The organism is uncultured Streptococcus sp., from assembly GCF_963521865.1.
GTDB lineage: Bacteria > Bacillota > Bacilli > Lactobacillales > Streptococcaceae > Streptococcus.
Genome location: NZ_CAUQWY010000001.1, coordinates 108774 through 123126 on the forward strand (window position 1 = coordinate 108774; position 14353 = coordinate 123126).

At 40.4% G+C, this 14353-nt stretch carries 14 protein-coding genes, 1 pseudogene and 1 other annotated feature (1 of these 16 running past the window's edge); of the genes and pseudogenes, 12 read left to right on the plus strand and 3 right to left on the minus strand.

What is annotated here, in order from left to right:
* Positions 1-140: a binding site (T-box leader), on the plus strand (it extends 78 nt beyond the left edge of the window).
* Positions 141-403: 263 nt separating this feature from the next.
* The 12 genes from trpX to RWO85_RS00610 all read left to right on the plus strand — a co-directional run bounded on the left by trpX (position 404) and on the right by RWO85_RS00610 (position 10948).
* Complete coding sequence (gene trpX / locus RWO85_RS00555) at positions 404-1399, plus strand: tryptophan ABC transporter substrate-binding protein (protein ID WP_000792150.1); 996 nt, start codon at positions 404-406, stop codon at positions 1397-1399.
* Between the two features lie 75 nt (positions 1400-1474).
* Positions 1475-2341 (plus strand): ABC transporter permease, encoded by an 867-nt coding sequence (locus RWO85_RS00560; protein WP_314413310.1) that lies wholly within the window; start codon positions 1475-1477, stop codon positions 2339-2341.
* A complete protein-coding gene (locus RWO85_RS00565) occupies positions 2338-3096 on the plus strand; it encodes an ABC transporter ATP-binding protein (RefSeq protein ID WP_314413311.1) in 759 nt (252 codons plus the stop codon). Before RWO85_RS00560 ends, RWO85_RS00565 begins: the two co-directional genes overlap by 4 nt.
* 194 nt (positions 3097-3290) lie before the next feature.
* Positions 3291-5051, plus strand: a complete 1761-nt coding sequence (gene dnaG / locus RWO85_RS00570; RefSeq protein WP_314413313.1) for a DNA primase — start codon at positions 3291-3293, stop codon at positions 5049-5051.
* A gap of 2 nt (positions 5052-5053) precedes the next feature.
* On the plus strand, positions 5054-6163 hold the full coding sequence (gene rpoD / locus RWO85_RS00575) for an RNA polymerase sigma factor RpoD (RefSeq protein ID WP_004259586.1): 1110 nt from the start codon (positions 5054-5056) through the stop codon (positions 6161-6163).
* A 14-nt stretch (positions 6164-6177) separates the two neighbouring features.
* Positions 6178-6507 (plus strand): metal-sulfur cluster assembly factor, encoded by a 330-nt coding sequence (locus tag RWO85_RS00580; RefSeq protein ID WP_314413314.1) that lies wholly within the window; start codon positions 6178-6180, stop codon positions 6505-6507.
* Positions 6508-6622: 115 nt separating this feature from the next.
* On the plus strand, positions 6623-7666 hold the full coding sequence (gene cpoA, locus RWO85_RS00585) for an alpha-galactosylglucosyldiacylglycerol synthase (RefSeq protein WP_314413315.1): 1044 nt from the start codon (positions 6623-6625) through the stop codon (positions 7664-7666).
* 15 nt (positions 7667-7681) lie between these two features.
* Positions 7682-9007: a glycosyltransferase family 4 protein gene (locus tag RWO85_RS00590; RefSeq protein WP_314413317.1), complete on the plus strand. Its 1326-nt coding sequence runs from the start codon at positions 7682-7684 to the stop codon at positions 9005-9007.
* A gap of 29 nt (positions 9008-9036) precedes the next feature.
* A complete protein-coding gene (locus RWO85_RS00595) occupies positions 9037-9213 on the plus strand; it encodes a PspC domain-containing protein (protein WP_173263053.1) in 177 nt (58 codons plus the stop codon).
* Between the two features lie 58 nt (positions 9214-9271).
* A complete protein-coding gene (locus RWO85_RS00600; protein WP_000863859.1) occupies positions 9272-9406 on the plus strand; it encodes a DUF4044 domain-containing protein in 135 nt (44 codons plus the stop codon).
* A gap of 63 nt (positions 9407-9469) precedes the next feature.
* Positions 9470-10780, plus strand: coding sequence for a GTPase ObgE (gene obgE, locus RWO85_RS00605; protein WP_314413319.1), 1311 nt, complete (start codon positions 9470-9472; stop codon positions 10778-10780).
* 9 nt (positions 10781-10789) lie between these two features.
* Positions 10790-10948, plus strand: coding sequence for a hypothetical protein (locus RWO85_RS00610; protein WP_314413322.1), 159 nt, complete (start codon positions 10790-10792; stop codon positions 10946-10948).
* A 42-nt stretch (positions 10949-10990) separates the two neighbouring features.
* Here RWO85_RS00610 and RWO85_RS00615 read toward each other — a convergent pair whose 3' ends face one another.
* The 3 genes and pseudogenes from RWO85_RS00615 to RWO85_RS00625 all read right to left on the minus strand — a co-directional run bounded on the left by RWO85_RS00615 (position 10991) and on the right by RWO85_RS00625 (position 14212).
* Entirely contained in the window at positions 10991-11461 is a 471-nt protein-coding gene (locus tag RWO85_RS00615; RefSeq protein WP_314413324.1) for an arginine repressor, read from the minus strand.
* Positions 11454-11760, minus strand: a pseudogene (locus RWO85_RS00620) (Xaa-Pro dipeptidyl-peptidase); the annotation flags it as partial. The gene RWO85_RS00615 and the pseudogene RWO85_RS00620, both read right to left, overlap by 8 nt.
* A gap of 169 nt (positions 11761-11929) precedes the next feature.
* Positions 11930-14212: a Xaa-Pro dipeptidyl-peptidase gene (locus RWO85_RS00625; protein WP_314413325.1), complete on the minus strand. Its 2283-nt coding sequence runs from the start codon at positions 14210-14212 to the stop codon at positions 11930-11932.
* Positions 14213-14353: the final 141 nt, after the last annotated feature.

Sequence of the window (14353 nt, forward strand, 5' to 3'; positions counted from 1 at the left end):
AAATTGGGCTGGATGTTATTTAGAATTTGAAATCATAAAAATTCGGTGAGCACACCTTACAGTGCATCTCGTTATTGCGAGACTGAGCGATAGGGAAATTCCCTGTAATTGAGGTGGTACCGCGCATCGACGTCCTCACACAAGTTTTTTGTGTGAGGACTTTTTTATAGGAGGTTTGTATGGAAAGAAAACGATGGCGTCGCTTGTTTATACTCAATGAAAATCAAAAAGTAAACTAGGAAGCTAGCCGCAGGTTGCTCAAAGCACTGCTTTGAGGTTGTGGATAGAACTGACGAAGTCAGTAACCATAGCTACGGTAAGGCGACGCTGACGTGGTTTGAAGAGATTTTCGAAGAGTATTAGATAAGTGAAGTATTTTAAAGAAATAAAAAGGAGAAATAGAATGAAAAATAAACGTTTAATTGGAATTATCGCTGCCTTAGCAGTCTTAGTAGCAGGAAGTTTGATTTACTCTTCAATGAATAAACCAGAAGCTAAGAATGAAAAGAAAGTAGCTAAAGTTGGTGTTCTTCAGTTTGTCAGCCATCCATCTCTTGATTTGATTTATAAAGGGATTCAAGATGGACTTGCAGAAGAAGGCTATAAAGATGACCAAGTTAAAATCGACTTTATGAACTCAGAAGGTGACCAAAGTAAGGTTGCGACAATGAGTAAACAATTGGTTGCAAATGGCAATGACCTTGTGGTTGGTATTGCAACACCAGCAGCTCAAGGATTGGCTAGCGCCACAAAAGACCTACCAGTTATCATGGCTGCTATTACAGACCCAATTGGTGCTAATTTGGTTAAAGATTTGAAAAAACCAGGTGGCAACATTACAGGGGTGTCTGACCACAATCCAGCTCAACAACAAGTTGAACTCATCAAGGCTCTAACACCAAATGTGAAAACAATCGGAGCTCTTTACTCAAGTAGCGAAGACAATTCAAAAACACAGGTCGAAGAATTTAAGGCTTATGCTGAAAAAGCAGGTTTGACAGTGGAAACATTTGCGGTTCCTTCAACAAATGAAATTGCTTCAACAGTCAACGTTATGACTAGCAAGGTCGATGCTATCTGGGTTCCAATCGACAACACAATCGCATCTGCATTTTCAACAGTTGTATCAAGCAACCAATCAGCTAAAAAACCAATCTACCCAAGCGCAACTGCCATGGTAGAAGCTGGTGGTTTGGCATCAGTTGTAGTTGACCAACACGACCTTGGTGTGGCAACTGGTAAAATGATTGCGCAAGTCTTGAAAGGTGCAAAACCAGCTGATACTCCAGTTAATGTCTTTTCAACTGGTAAATCAGTAATCAATAAAAAATTGGCACAAGAGTTAGGTATTACTATTCCTGAGTCTGTTCTCAAAGAAGCAGGACAAGTGATTGAATAATCTGTAATGGAGGAGTTGGGGACATCTCCTCCAATTTTTTACAATAGAAATCATATAGAAAAGGTTAAGAAACAGATGATATTATCTATTATTTCTCAAGGATTTGTCTGGGCTATTTTAGGTCTGGGAATCTTTATGACATTTAGGATCCTAAACTTTCCAGATATGACGACAGAAGGTTCTTTCCCTCTTGGGGGAGCTGTTGCTGTCACTCTGATAACCAAAGGTGTAAATCCCTTTTTAGCGACTCTTGTTGCTGTTGGAGCAGGTTGTTTGGCTGGAATGGCAGCAGGACTTCTTTATACAAAAGGGAAGATCCCAACCTTGCTCTCAGGGATTTTGGTAATGACTTCCTGTCACTCTATCATGCTATTGATTATGGGACGTGCAAATTTAGGACTGCTTGGAACCAAGCAAATTCAGGATGTCTTGCCTTTTACTTCAGATTTGAACCAACTATTGACAGGTCTTATCTTTGTCAGTCTTGTCATTGCTCTCATGCTCTTTTTCTTGGACACCAAACTCGGACAAGCCTATATTGCTACAGGTGACAATCCTGATATGGCTAGAAGTTTCGGGATTCATACTGGACGCATGGAGCTTATGGGTTTGGTCTTATCAAATGGTGTGATTGCCCTTGCAGGAGCTCTCATTGCCCAGCAAGAAGGCTATGCTGATGTATCTCGAGGAATAGGGGTTATCGTTGTAGGTCTTGCAAGTTTGATTATTGGGGAAGTTATTTTCAAGAGTTTGAGTTTGGCAGAGCGCTTGGTTGCCATCGTTGTGGGTTCTATCGCCTATCAATTCTTAGTGTGGGCAGTTATCGCTCTTGGATTTAATACAAGTTACCTTCGTTTATACAGTGCCTTGATTTTGGCAGTCTGCCTCATGATTCCAACATTTAAGCAAACAATCTTGAAAGGAGCCAAGTTAAGCAAATGACAGCAATTGTAGAATTAAAAAATGCAACCAAAGTTGTTAAAAATGGCTTTGATGAAGAAAAGATTATTTTAAATGATGTTTCCTTAGAAATCTTTGAACAGGACTTTATCACGATTTTAGGTGGAAATGGTGCTGGTAAATCAACCCTCTTTAACACTATTGCAGGAACCTTATCACTAACCAGTGGAACTATTCGTATTTTGGGTGAAGATGTTACCAAGTTTTCACCAGAGAAGAGAGCCAAGTATCTGTCTCGTGTTTTCCAAGATCCAAAGATGGGGACAGCCCCTCGTATGACGGTTGCTGAAAATCTTTTAATTGCTAAGTTTCGTGGTGAAAAGCGTGGATTGTTACCACGACGCTTGACTAGCTATAAGGATGAGTTTCAGGTAACCATTGAAAAAGTAGGAAATGGTCTTGAGAAACACTTGAATACACCGATTGAGTTCTTATCAGGTGGACAAAGACAGGCCTTGAGTCTCTTGATGGCAACCTTGAAGCGACCTGAGTTGCTCTTGTTAGATGAGCATACTGCTGCCCTTGATCCAAAGACCAGTGTGGCCTTGATGGAATTGACAGATGAATTTGTTAAGAAAGATCAGCTGACAGCCCTTATGATTACTCATCATATGGAAGATGCTCTCAAATACGGCAATCGCTTGATTGTCATGAAAGAAGGACGGATTATCCAAGACTTAAACCAAGAAGAAAAAGCAAAGATGAAGATTTCAGACTACTATCAATTATTTGAATAGATAATCTCTATTTTCATCAAAAATTGTGAAGCAAAACTTAGAGGCATGGAAGTGTTTCTGAGTTTTTTATCTTCTCTTGAAATTTTAAAAAATGAAGCAAAGAGAATTACGGAAAGTGTATGAAATGGTTTACTTTTTTTCTGAAATAAAGTATACTATATAAAGTAAACTATGATAACATGGAGGTATTGTGTATGGTTGACAAACAAGTCATTGAAGAAATCAAAAACAATGCCAACATTGTGGAAGTCATAGGAGATGTGATTTCTTTACAAAAGGCAGGACGGAACTATCTAGGGCTCTGTCCTTTTCATGGTGAAAAAACACCTTCTTTCAACGTTGTAGAGGACAAGCAGTTTTACCACTGTTTTGGTTGTGGTCGCTCGGGTGACGTCTTTAAGTTCATAGAGGAGTACCAAGGTGTTCCATTTATGGAGGCTGTCCAAATCTTAGGTCAGCGTGTTGGGATAGAGGTAGAAAAACCGCTTTATAGTGAACAGAAGCAAGTTTCGCCTCACCAAGCTCTTTATGATATGCACGAAGATGCAGCCAAATTTTATCATGCTATTCTCATGACAACAACCATGGGGGAGGAGGCCAGAAACTACCTTTATCAGCGTGGTTTGACAGATGAAGTGCTCAAACATTTTCGGATTGGTTTAGCACCTCCAGAACGCAACTATCTGTATCAACGTTTGTCTGGCCAGTATCGTGAAGAGGATTTATTGGATTCGGGACTGTTTTATCTATCGGAGGCTAATCAATTTGTAGATACCTTTCACAATCGCATTATGTTTCCTCTGACAAATGACCAGGGAAAGGTCATTGCCTTCTCAGGTCGTATCTGGCAGAAAACGGATTCACAAACTTCTAAGTATAAAAATAGCCGATCAACTGCAATTTTTAATAAAAGTTACGAATTATATCATATGGATAGGGCTAAAAAATCTTCTGGAAAAGTCAGTGAGATTTACCTGATGGAAGGGTTCATGGATGTCATTGCAGCCTATCGGGCTGGAATCGAAAACGCTGTCGCATCTATGGGAACAGCCTTGAGTCGAGAGCATGTTGAGCATCTGAAAAGGTTAACCAAGAAGTTAGTCCTTGTTTACGATGGCGATAAGGCTGGGCAAGCCGCGACATTGAAAGCCTTGGATGAAATTGGTGATATGCCTGTGCAAATCGTCAGCATGCCTGATAACTTGGATCCAGATGAGTATCTACAAAAAAATGGTCCAGAAGACTTGGCCTATCTATTAAAGAAAACTCGTATTAGTCCGATTGAGTTCTACATTCACCAGTACAAACCTGAAAACAGTGAAAATCTGCAGGCCCAGATTGAGTTTATTGAAAAAATAGCTCCCTTGATTGTTCAAGAAAAGTCCATCACTGCTCAAAACAGCTATATTCATATTTTAGCTGACAGTCTGGCATCCTTTGATTATGCCCAGATTGAGCAGATTGTTAATGAAAGCCGTCAGGCACAAAGGCAGAATCGCATGGAAGGGATTTCCAGACCGACGCAAATCACTATGCCTGTCACCAAGCAGTTATCGGCTATTATGAGAGCAGAAGCTCATTTACTTTATCGAATGATGGAATCTCCCCTTATTTTGAATGATTACCGTTTGCGAGAAGACTTTGCATTTGACACTCCTGAATTTCAGGTCTTATATGACTTGCTTGGTCAGTATGGCAATCTTCCTCCAGAAGTTCTAGCAGAACAGACAGAGGAAGTTGAAAGAGCTTGGTACCAAGTCTTAGCTCAGGATTTGCCTGCTGAGATGTCACCGCAGGAACTTAGTGAAGTAGAGATGACTCGAAACAAGGCTCTCTTGAATCAGGACAATATGAGAATCAAAAAGAAGGTGCAGGAAGCTAGCCATGTAGGAGATACCGACACAGCCCTAGAAGAATTGGAACGTTTAATTTCCCAAAAGAGAAGAATGGAGTAATAATGGCAACAAAACAAAAAGAAGTAACAACATTTGACGTACAAGTAGCAGAATTTATCCGTAATCATAAGCAAAAAGGGACAGCAACAGACGATGAAATTAATGCTAGTCTAGTCATTCCTTTTACCTTGGATGCTGATGGGATAGAAGATCTTTTGCAACGGATTCAGGATGCAGGGATTTCAATCACAGATAACGAAGGAAATCCAAGTGCGCGTGTTCTTAGTGCAGAAGAAGAACCAGAACTCAGCGACGAGGACTTGATTGGTTCAACTTCGGCTAAGGTCAACGACCCTGTCCGTATGTACTTGAAAGAAATTGGTGTCGTTCCCCTCTTGACCAATGAAGAGGAAAAAGAATTGGCACTAGCAGTTGAAGCTGGCGATATCGAAGCTAAACAACGTCTTGCGGAAGCCAACCTTCGTTTGGTTGTTTCTATTGCTAAACGCTATGTTGGTCGTGGTATGCAGTTCCTTGACTTGATTCAAGAAGGGAACATGGGCTTGATGAAGGCGGTTGACAAGTTTGACTACTCTAAAGGATTCAAGTTCTCAACTTACGCAACTTGGTGGATTCGTCAGGCTATCACTCGTGCTATTGCGGATCAAGCTCGTACCATCCGCATCCCAGTTCACATGGTTGAAACCATCAATAAATTGGTTCGTGAACAGCGTAATCTCCTTCAAGAATTAGGTCAAGATCCAACACCAGAACAAATCGCTGAACGTATGGATATGACTCCTGATAAGGTTCGTGAAATCTTGAAGATTGCCCAAGAACCAGTATCTCTTGAAACACCAATCGGTGAAGAAGATGATAGCCATCTTGGAGACTTTATTGAAGATGAAGTGATTGAGAATCCAGTGGACTATACAACTCGTATCGTCTTGCGTGAGCAGTTGGATGAGGTCTTGGATACTCTTACAGATCGTGAAGAAAATGTTCTGCGTCTGCGTTTCGGATTAGATGATGGAAAAATGCGTACCCTTGAAGATGTAGGTAAAGTCTTTAACGTGACTCGCGAGCGTATCCGTCAGATTGAAGCTAAGGCTTTGAGAAAACTACGTCAACCAAGTCGCAGCAAACCGCTTCGTGATTTTATTGAAGACTAGGAGTGAGGATAAATATGGCTTATACAGAAGAGCAAATTGAAAACATCAAAACACGAATTTTAACAGCCTTGGAAGAAGTTATTGACCCTGAGTTGGGAATCGATATTGTCAATCTTGGTTTGATTTATGAGATTCGTTTTGACGGCGAAACAGGGCAAACTGAGATTGATATGACACTCACTACTATGGGTTGCCCTTTGGCAGATCTCTTGACGGATCAGATTTATGATGCCATGACAGAGGTGCCAGAAGTAACGGATACTGAGGTCAAATTAGTCTGGTATCCAGCCTGGACAGTTGAAAAAATGAGTCGCTACGCACGCATTGCCTTAGGCATTAAGTAAACAAATAAAAGGATGTGAGAGACCATTGGAAAAGAGAGGAAGTTTCCCTTTCTTTTCCTCTAGTCTCTCCTTTCTTTTGCTGATTTTATTCAAAGAAAATGATATAATAGTAGTTATGGAAAAAAAGAAATTACGCATCAATATGTTGAGTTCAAGTGAGAAAGTAGCAGGGCAGGGAGTCTCAGGTGCCTATCGTGAATTAGTTCGTCTTCTTTACCGTGATGCCAAGGACCAATTGATTGTTACAGAAAATCTTCCAATCGAGGCAGATGTGACTCACTTTCATACAATTGATTTCCCCTATTATTTATCAACATTCCAAAAGAAGCGCTCAGGTAGGAAAATTGGCTATGTGCATTTCTTACCTGATACACTTGAGGGGAGTTTGAAAATTCCATTTTTCTTAAAGGGAATTGTTAAACGCTATGTATTTTCTTTTTACAACCGGATGGAGCACTTGGTTGTTGTTAATCCTATGTTTATTGAGGATTTGGTGGCAGCTGGTATTCCACGTGAAAAAGTAACCTATATTCCTAACTTTGTCAACAAAGAAAAATGGCATCCCCTTCCACAAGAAGAGGTAGAGAGAGTGAGAGCAGAACTTGGTGTTAGTGACAATCAGTTTATCGTAGTAGGTGCTGGTCAAGTCCAGAAACGCAAAGGGATTGATGATTTTATCCGTCTGGCTGAGGAATTGCCTCAGATTACCTTTATCTGGGCGGGTGGTTTCTCATTTGGTGGTATGACAGATGGTTATGAACGCTACAAGAAAATGATGGATAATCCACCTGAAAATTTGATGTTTCCAGGCATTGTGTCCCCAGAGCGAATGCGTGAATTGTATGCCCTAGCGGATCTTTTCTTGTTGCCTAGTTATAATGAGCTCTTTCCTATGACTATTTTAGAGGCTGCCAGTTGCGAAGCTCCTATTATGCTACGTGATTTAGATCTCTATAAGGTTATTTTGGAGGGAAATTATCGGGAGACAGCAGATAGAGAAGAGATGAAAGAAGCTATTTTAGAATATCAAGCAAATCCTGTTGCCTTAAAAGATCTCAAAGAAAAAGCTAAGAATATTTCTAGAGAGTATTCTGAAGAGCATCTGTTACAAATTTGGTTGGACTTTTATGAGAAACAAGCCGCTTTAGGGAGAAAGTAAAAAGTGAGGTAATCTATGCGAATTGGTTTATTTACAGATACCTATTTTCCTCAGGTTTCTGGTGTTGCGACCAGTATTCGAACCTTGAAAACAGAACTTGAAAAGCAGGGGCATGCTGTTTTTATCTTTACGACGACAGATAAGGATGTTAATCGCTACGAAGATTGGCAAATTATCCGCATTCCAAGTGTGCCTTTCTTTGCTTTCAAAGATCGCCGCTTTGCCTATAGAGGCTTTAGCAAGGCGCTTGAAATTGCCAAGCAGTATCAGCTAGATATTATCCATACTCAGACAGAATTTTCTCTAGGCTTGTTGGGGATTTGGATTGCGCATGAACTGAAAATTCCCGTTATCCATACCTATCATACCCAGTACGAAGACTATGTGCATTATATTGCCAAGGGGATGTTGATTCGTCCTAGTATGGTCAAGTATCTGGTCAGAGGTTTCCTGCACGATGTGGATGGGGTTGTTTGCCCGAGTGAGATTGTTCGTGACTTGCTATCTGATTATAAAGTCAAGGTTGAAAAGCGGGTCATTCCAACTGGAATTGAATTAGCCAAGTTTGAGCGTCCAGAAATCAAGCAAGAAAATTTGAAAGAACTGTGTAGTAAATTAGGAATTCAAGATGATGAAAAGATGTTGCTTAGTCTTTCCAGAATTTCCTATGAAAAAAATATTCAAGCAGTATTAGTAGCCTTTGCAGAAGTTCTGAGAGAGGAAGACAAGGTGAAACTGGTAGTTGCTGGGGATGGGCCTTATCTGGATGACCTCAAAGAGCAAGCCCAGAAACTAGAGATTCAAGATTCCGTTATCTTTACAGGTATGATTGCTCCTAGTGAGACGGCTCTTTACTATAAGGCGGCAGATTTCTTCATCTCGGCATCGACAAGTGAAACGCAGGGTTTGACATATTTGGAAAGCTTAGCTAGTGGAACGCCTGTTATTGCTCACGGAAATCCTTATTTGGACAATTTGATCAACGATAAGATGTTTGGTACCTTGTATTACGGTGAGCATGATTTGGCTGGAGCTATTTTAGAGGCTTTGATTGCAACGCCAGATATGAATGAGCATACCTTATCAGAAAAATTGTATGAGATTTCAGCTGAGAACTTTGGGAAACGAGTGCATGAGTTTTATCTGGATGCCATTATTTCAAATAATTTCGAGAAAGATTTGGCCAAAGATGATACGGTTAGTCAGCGTATCTTTAAGACAGTTTTGTATCTTCCACAACAGGTGGTTGCTGTGCCCGTAAAAGGCTCTAGACGGATGCTGAAGGCATCAAAAACACAGTTAATCAGCATCAGAGATTATTGGAAAAACAGTGAAGAATAGAAAGAGAAACAGCTATGAAAAAACAATTAATGAGAAGTGGTCATGATAAAAAGATTGCAGGTGTTTGTGCCGGAGTAGCCCATTATTTTGATATGGATCCCACTATTGTTCGTGTAATATGGGGTGTTCTTGCTTTTGGTTATGGAGCTGGAATTGTAGCCTATATCATTTTATGGATTATTGCACCAGTAGCAACTGACTATTGAAAACTAGCTGAATTCATGCTAAGATAATAGAAAATAGAATGTAACGAAGGAGAAAAAAATGGCATTTGGAGATAATGGAAATCGTAAAAAAACTATGTTTGAGAAAATAACCTTGTTTATCGTGATTATCATGCTAGTAGCAAGTTTATTGGGAATTTTTGCAACTGCAATTGGTGCCCTCAGTAATCTATAAAATAGATTCAAGAAAATTTTGTGACTGGGATTTCCCAGCCCTTTTTTAAAGTGAGAAGAAAAAATGAGTATGTTTTTAGATACAGCCAAGATCAAGGTCAAGGCTGGTAATGGTGGTGATGGCATGGTTGCCTTTCGCCGTGAAAAATATGTCCCTAATGGGGGTCCTTGGGGTGGTGACGGTGGTCGTGGAGGAAATGTGGTCTTCGTTGTAGACGAAGGTTTGCGTACCTTGATGGATTTCCGCTACAATCGTCATTTCAAGGCTGATTCTGGTGAAAAAGGGATGACCAAAGGGATGCATGGTCGTGGTGCTGATGACCTTAGAGTTCGAGTGCCACAAGGTACGACTGTTCGTGATGCAGAGACTGGCAAGGTTTTGACAGATTTGATAGAACACGGGCAAGAATTTATCGTTGCTCACGGTGGACGTGGTGGACGTGGAAATATCCGCTTTGCGACACCAAAAAATCCTGCACCTGAAATCTCTGAAAACGGGGAACCAGGCCAGGAACGTGAGTTACAATTGGAACTAAAAATCTTGGCAGATGTCGGTTTAGTAGGTTTTCCATCTGTAGGGAAATCAACTCTTTTAAGTGTTATCACATCTGCTAAACCAAAAATCGGCGCCTACCACTTTACGACAATTGTGCCAAATTTAGGTATGGTTCGTACCCAATCGGATGACTCCTTTGCAGTAGCTGATTTACCAGGTTTGATTGAAGGGGCTAGTCAAGGTGTTGGTCTGGGAACCCAGTTCCTCCGTCACATCGAGCGTACACGTGTCATCCTTCATATCATTGATATGTCAGCTAGTGAAGGCCGTGACCCTTATGAGGACTATCTAGCTATCAATAAAGAGCTGGAGTCATACAATCTTCGCCTCATGGAGCGTCCACAGATTATTGTAGCCAATAAGATGGATATGCCTGAGAGTCAGGAAAATCTTGAAGTTTTCAAGAAGAAATTAGCTGAAAACTACGATGAATTTGAAGAGTTACCAGCTATTTTCCCAATATCTGGTTTGACAAAGCAAGGTTTGGCTACGCTCTTGGATGCTACAGCTGAATTGTTAGACAAGACACCAGAATTCTTGCTCTACGATGAGTCCGATATGGAAGAAGAAGCTTACTATGGATTTGATGAGGAAGAAAAAGCATTTGAAATTAGTCGTGATGATGATGCAACATGGCTACTTTCTGGTGAAAAACTGATGAAACTCTTTAATATGACCAACTTTGATCGTGACGAATCAGTCATGAAATTTGCCCGCCAGCTTCGTGGTATGGGGGTTGATGAAGCCCTTCGTGCGCGTGGTGCTAAGGATGGGGACTTGGTTCGCATTGGTAAATTTGAGTTTGAATTTGTAGACTAGGAGACTGGTATGGGAGATAAACCGATATCTTTCCGAGATGCGGATGGAAATTTTGTTTCCGCTGCAGACGTTTGGAATGAAAAGAAATTGGAAGAACTATTTAATCGTCTCAATCCAAATCGTGCCCTGAGATTGGTACGAACCAAAAATGAAAATCCATCTCAGTAAAGAAGATAAAAAATTCCGTGCCTAATCAGACACGGAATTTTGTTATTCACCAAAGAAGAATGGTGGTGTAAATTTTTGCAATTCTTCAAAGCAATGTTGTGCAGCATCTGCATCTTCACAGATGACAAGACAGACATCGTCACCACAGAGGGTAGCGATAGCATCAGGGAAGTTCAAGGCATCAATAATAGAACCGAATGATTGAGCCAGACCAGGAAGAGTTTTCAAAAGTACTTGATGTTGAACTGGACGCATCAGTACAAGAGCATCTTCCATATAAGTTTCTAGGCGTTTTTCCCATTTTGAAATGGAACCAGTATTGAGCACGTAGTAAGAATTATCTTCTTCACGTATTTTTGAAAGATTCATTGTTTTGATATCACGGGAAAGAGTTGCCTGAGTAACTTGAATGTCGTTATCGGCAAGAAGAGCTTGTAACTCAGCTTGAGTATGAATCTTGTTTTTGGTTACAAGTGCTCGTATGAGTTGGTGGCGGTGTTCAGATTTATTCATAAAATTTACTCCTTGTACAAGGTACAGAAAGCATGGACTGATCGAAATCGTCAGTCGAGTGGTAAGCGGTATTGTCACGTATGATGATTTCAAAGTCAGTAGTATAAAGAACTAGATGGAGAGCATCTCCCTCTTTTAACTTGTCACTAGTTGGGTACAGATGAATGGGCTGTCTATCCCTTCATCTGCATGGTTGTTCTCTACTAACAGTGAATCATTCAATTTTGGTAGCATTTTGTCACGGCTTGTTGTGAATCTACGCTAAATGGCAATTCACATAGCTTGTCCAACATGTGGTGTGGTAGCGTGTATGATAGAGGGTCACACATGTTGGTTATGGGGCGGTATCTTTTGTTCAAGCTCCAGTAGTAGGGCTTCTAATAACCTTTATTTGGACTGGATTTGATACCAAGTGTATGTTTGTTTCAACTGTTTAAGTGGAAATAGTTCCATATTGAAAGTCTGATATCATTCCTTTTGACAAGGTAGGATAAGACTAGACTGTTCAAGATCAACAGTCAGGTGGTAAGCGGTGTTGTCACGTATGGTGATTTCAAAGTCAGTAGTATAGAGGACTAAACGAAGAGTGTCACCCTCTTTTAGCTTGTAAATAGTTGGTTGCAGTTCAAATTGCACATCCATCCATTCACCTGCCTTGATATCCTCTACTAACAGTAAATCATTTCTATTTTGCAAATTGAGATAGCCTTTTGTCACTACTCGTTGTGTAGTTGCACTAAATGGCAATTCACAGAGATTTTCCAGCATGTGATAGCGACCGTTGTCAATGGTTCTAGCACTTAAAATAGCTGGATAAGGCTGTAGGTATTTCTTTTGACCAAATTCTAGCAGTTGGGCTGATAAGAGTCCCTTGTTTGTACTAGATTTGATACGAAGACTGAGCTGAGCGCGACCGTTCAGGTGGAGATCTTTAGTCACAGGAAGGTCAATAGTAATTTGATTGGCTTTTCCTTGATAGAGTTCCGTATTGAAGGTATGGTATGTTTTACCATAACGCTCAAAATCATTATCTGAGTACTGGTTTTGAATAACCTGCTCTTCTTGACCGAGTGAGAAGGTTTCAAAGTGTTCTTGCTCACCGAACTGATTAAGTGATAACCAAGTCTGAGGGGCTGTATTGTCCTGCCAGATAACGGTCGAAAGTTGAAAATCTGTATCTAGCCTCAATAATTTCTTAGTCAATAAGGCATTCATGGATTCACGAAAGTCAATGGACTGCCAGTTGTTCATATAAACATGGGCACCATTATGGAAAAAGAGGTGCTTGTTTATATGATCAGGAAGGGCGTGAAACATCTGGTAAACATGAAGTGGTTTGACATTCCAATCCTGAGAACCATGAGTAAAGACAACCTCTGCCTTCACTTTATCAGCATTGAGCAGATAATTGCGGTCATGCCAAAACTGATTGTAGTCGCCAGTCTTGCGATCCAGTTGTTCTTTTACCTTTTCCAAATCAGCTTGATGAGCTTCATTACCACGAATAAAGTCGCCAGCCAAGAGATTACGAGAGTAGGTTAACTCAGCAAGGGAGTCAAAGTCCTCACCTGGATAGCCACCTGGGCTAGTCACTAAACCATTTTCACGGTAGTAGTTGTACCATGAAGAAATGCCAGCCTCGGCAATGATAACTTCTAAGCCATCTACACCAGTAGTGGCAAGGCCGTTTGACATGGTACCTAGATAGGAAAGTCCTGTTGTAGCTACTTTTCCGTTTGACCAGTCAGCCTTGACTTGACGCTGGCGTGTGTGGTCAGTAAAGGCACGGCAACGACCATTGAGCCAATCGATAACATTTTTATAAGCCTCAATTTGCTGGTAGTCTCCGTTAGTCATGAAACCTGTGGAATCTTTGGTACCAACACCTGAGACATAGAGATTAGCAAACCCTCGTGGAAGGAAGTAGTCGTTGAGACTATAGCTAGCGTTGATGTGCGTTAGTTTTTCCTCAGCTTCTGACACAAGCTCAGCTTGACCTTGAGGTTGGATGAGATTTAGTTGAGGTTTCTCTAGATCGATCTTGTGAGCAGACTTAACCTCAAGCTCACCCTCCATCTTGTAGAGAGCCTTATCACTAGCCTTGTCATTTGTTCCCTGATGATAGGGACTGGCTGTCATGATAGCAGGGATTTGTCCATCAAAACGAGGACGAATAATGCTAACCTTGACTAAGTCAGGTAGGCCCTTTTGGTCAGTATCCACACGAGACTCAACGTAGACCACCTCTCGAATGACATCATGACTGGAAAAGGTAGCCAAACTCTTGCCGTTAAAGTAGTGGTAGGTATTATCTTCAGGGATGAGACCATCACTTACCAGTTGATCAATCAGGAGATTTCCTTTTTTGGTTCGAGTATTGAGTAACTGATAGAGATTTTTAATCAAGTCACCATATACGATGGGAAAACCAGTTTCTTTACGGAAAACTTCACTGTCTTCGAAGTCAACCAAATAAGAAAAACCTAGGAGTTGAAAAGCAACAGTATAAAAAATATCTGCTGTCAGTTCATCTTCTGATTGAAAAAATGTCAGCAAGTTAGTTTCTTTATCAACTGCCAAACTGGATAGAGGATAGGTACTATCTTTATAAGTAAAAAAGAAACGACTTAGAAAAGCCTCTAACAACTTTTTATCTGCCATCTCAGATGGAAAATCAAATCCATACTTTTTAAATTCATATAAAATAGTATTTCTTGGAAGTGATAGATAGCTGAATTGATTAAAGCGCATATAACCTCCTTATAAAAAATAATTAAGGTTATTATATCAAAAAAATAGGATAAATGGAATCATTAAATGAGAAAGAAATTAATTCAATAATAATGAATATCGTTTATATGAAAAACAAGTACTATTCTATAGCCTAAAACA

Excerpts from the sequence above, each read along its gene's own strand:
- trpX (WP_000792150.1), top strand. The coding sequence starts at position 404 with ATGAAAAATAAACGTTTAATTGGAATTATCGCTGCCTTAGCAGTCTTA.
- RWO85_RS00560 (WP_314413310.1), top strand. The coding sequence starts at position 1,475 with ATGATATTATCTATTATTTCTCAAGGATTTGTCTGGGCTATTTTAGGT.
- RWO85_RS00565 (WP_314413311.1), top strand. The coding sequence starts at position 2,338 with ATGACAGCAATTGTAGAATTAAAAAATGCAACCAAAGTTGTTAAAAAT.
- dnaG (WP_314413313.1), top strand. The coding sequence starts at position 3,291 with ATGGTTGACAAACAAGTCATTGAAGAAATCAAAAACAATGCCAACATT.
- rpoD (WP_004259586.1), top strand. The coding sequence starts at position 5,054 with ATGGCAACAAAACAAAAAGAAGTAACAACATTTGACGTACAAGTAGCA.
- RWO85_RS00580 (WP_314413314.1), top strand. The coding sequence starts at position 6,178 with ATGGCTTATACAGAAGAGCAAATTGAAAACATCAAAACACGAATTTTA.
- cpoA (WP_314413315.1), top strand. The coding sequence starts at position 6,623 with ATGGAAAAAAAGAAATTACGCATCAATATGTTGAGTTCAAGTGAGAAA.
- RWO85_RS00590 (WP_314413317.1), top strand. The coding sequence starts at position 7,682 with ATGCGAATTGGTTTATTTACAGATACCTATTTTCCTCAGGTTTCTGGT.
- RWO85_RS00595 (WP_173263053.1), top strand. The coding sequence starts at position 9,037 with ATGAGAAGTGGTCATGATAAAAAGATTGCAGGTGTTTGTGCCGGAGTA.
- RWO85_RS00600 (WP_000863859.1), top strand. The coding sequence starts at position 9,272 with ATGGCATTTGGAGATAATGGAAATCGTAAAAAAACTATGTTTGAGAAA.
- obgE (WP_314413319.1), top strand. The coding sequence starts at position 9,470 with ATGAGTATGTTTTTAGATACAGCCAAGATCAAGGTCAAGGCTGGTAAT.
- RWO85_RS00610 (WP_314413322.1), top strand. The coding sequence starts at position 10,790 with ATGGGAGATAAACCGATATCTTTCCGAGATGCGGATGGAAATTTTGTT.
- RWO85_RS00615 (WP_314413324.1), bottom strand. The coding sequence starts at position 11,461 with ATGAATAAATCTGAACACCGCCACCAACTCATACGAGCACTTGTAACC.
- RWO85_RS00625 (WP_314413325.1), bottom strand. The coding sequence starts at position 14,212 with ATGCGCTTTAATCAATTCAGCTATCTATCACTTCCAAGAAATACTATT.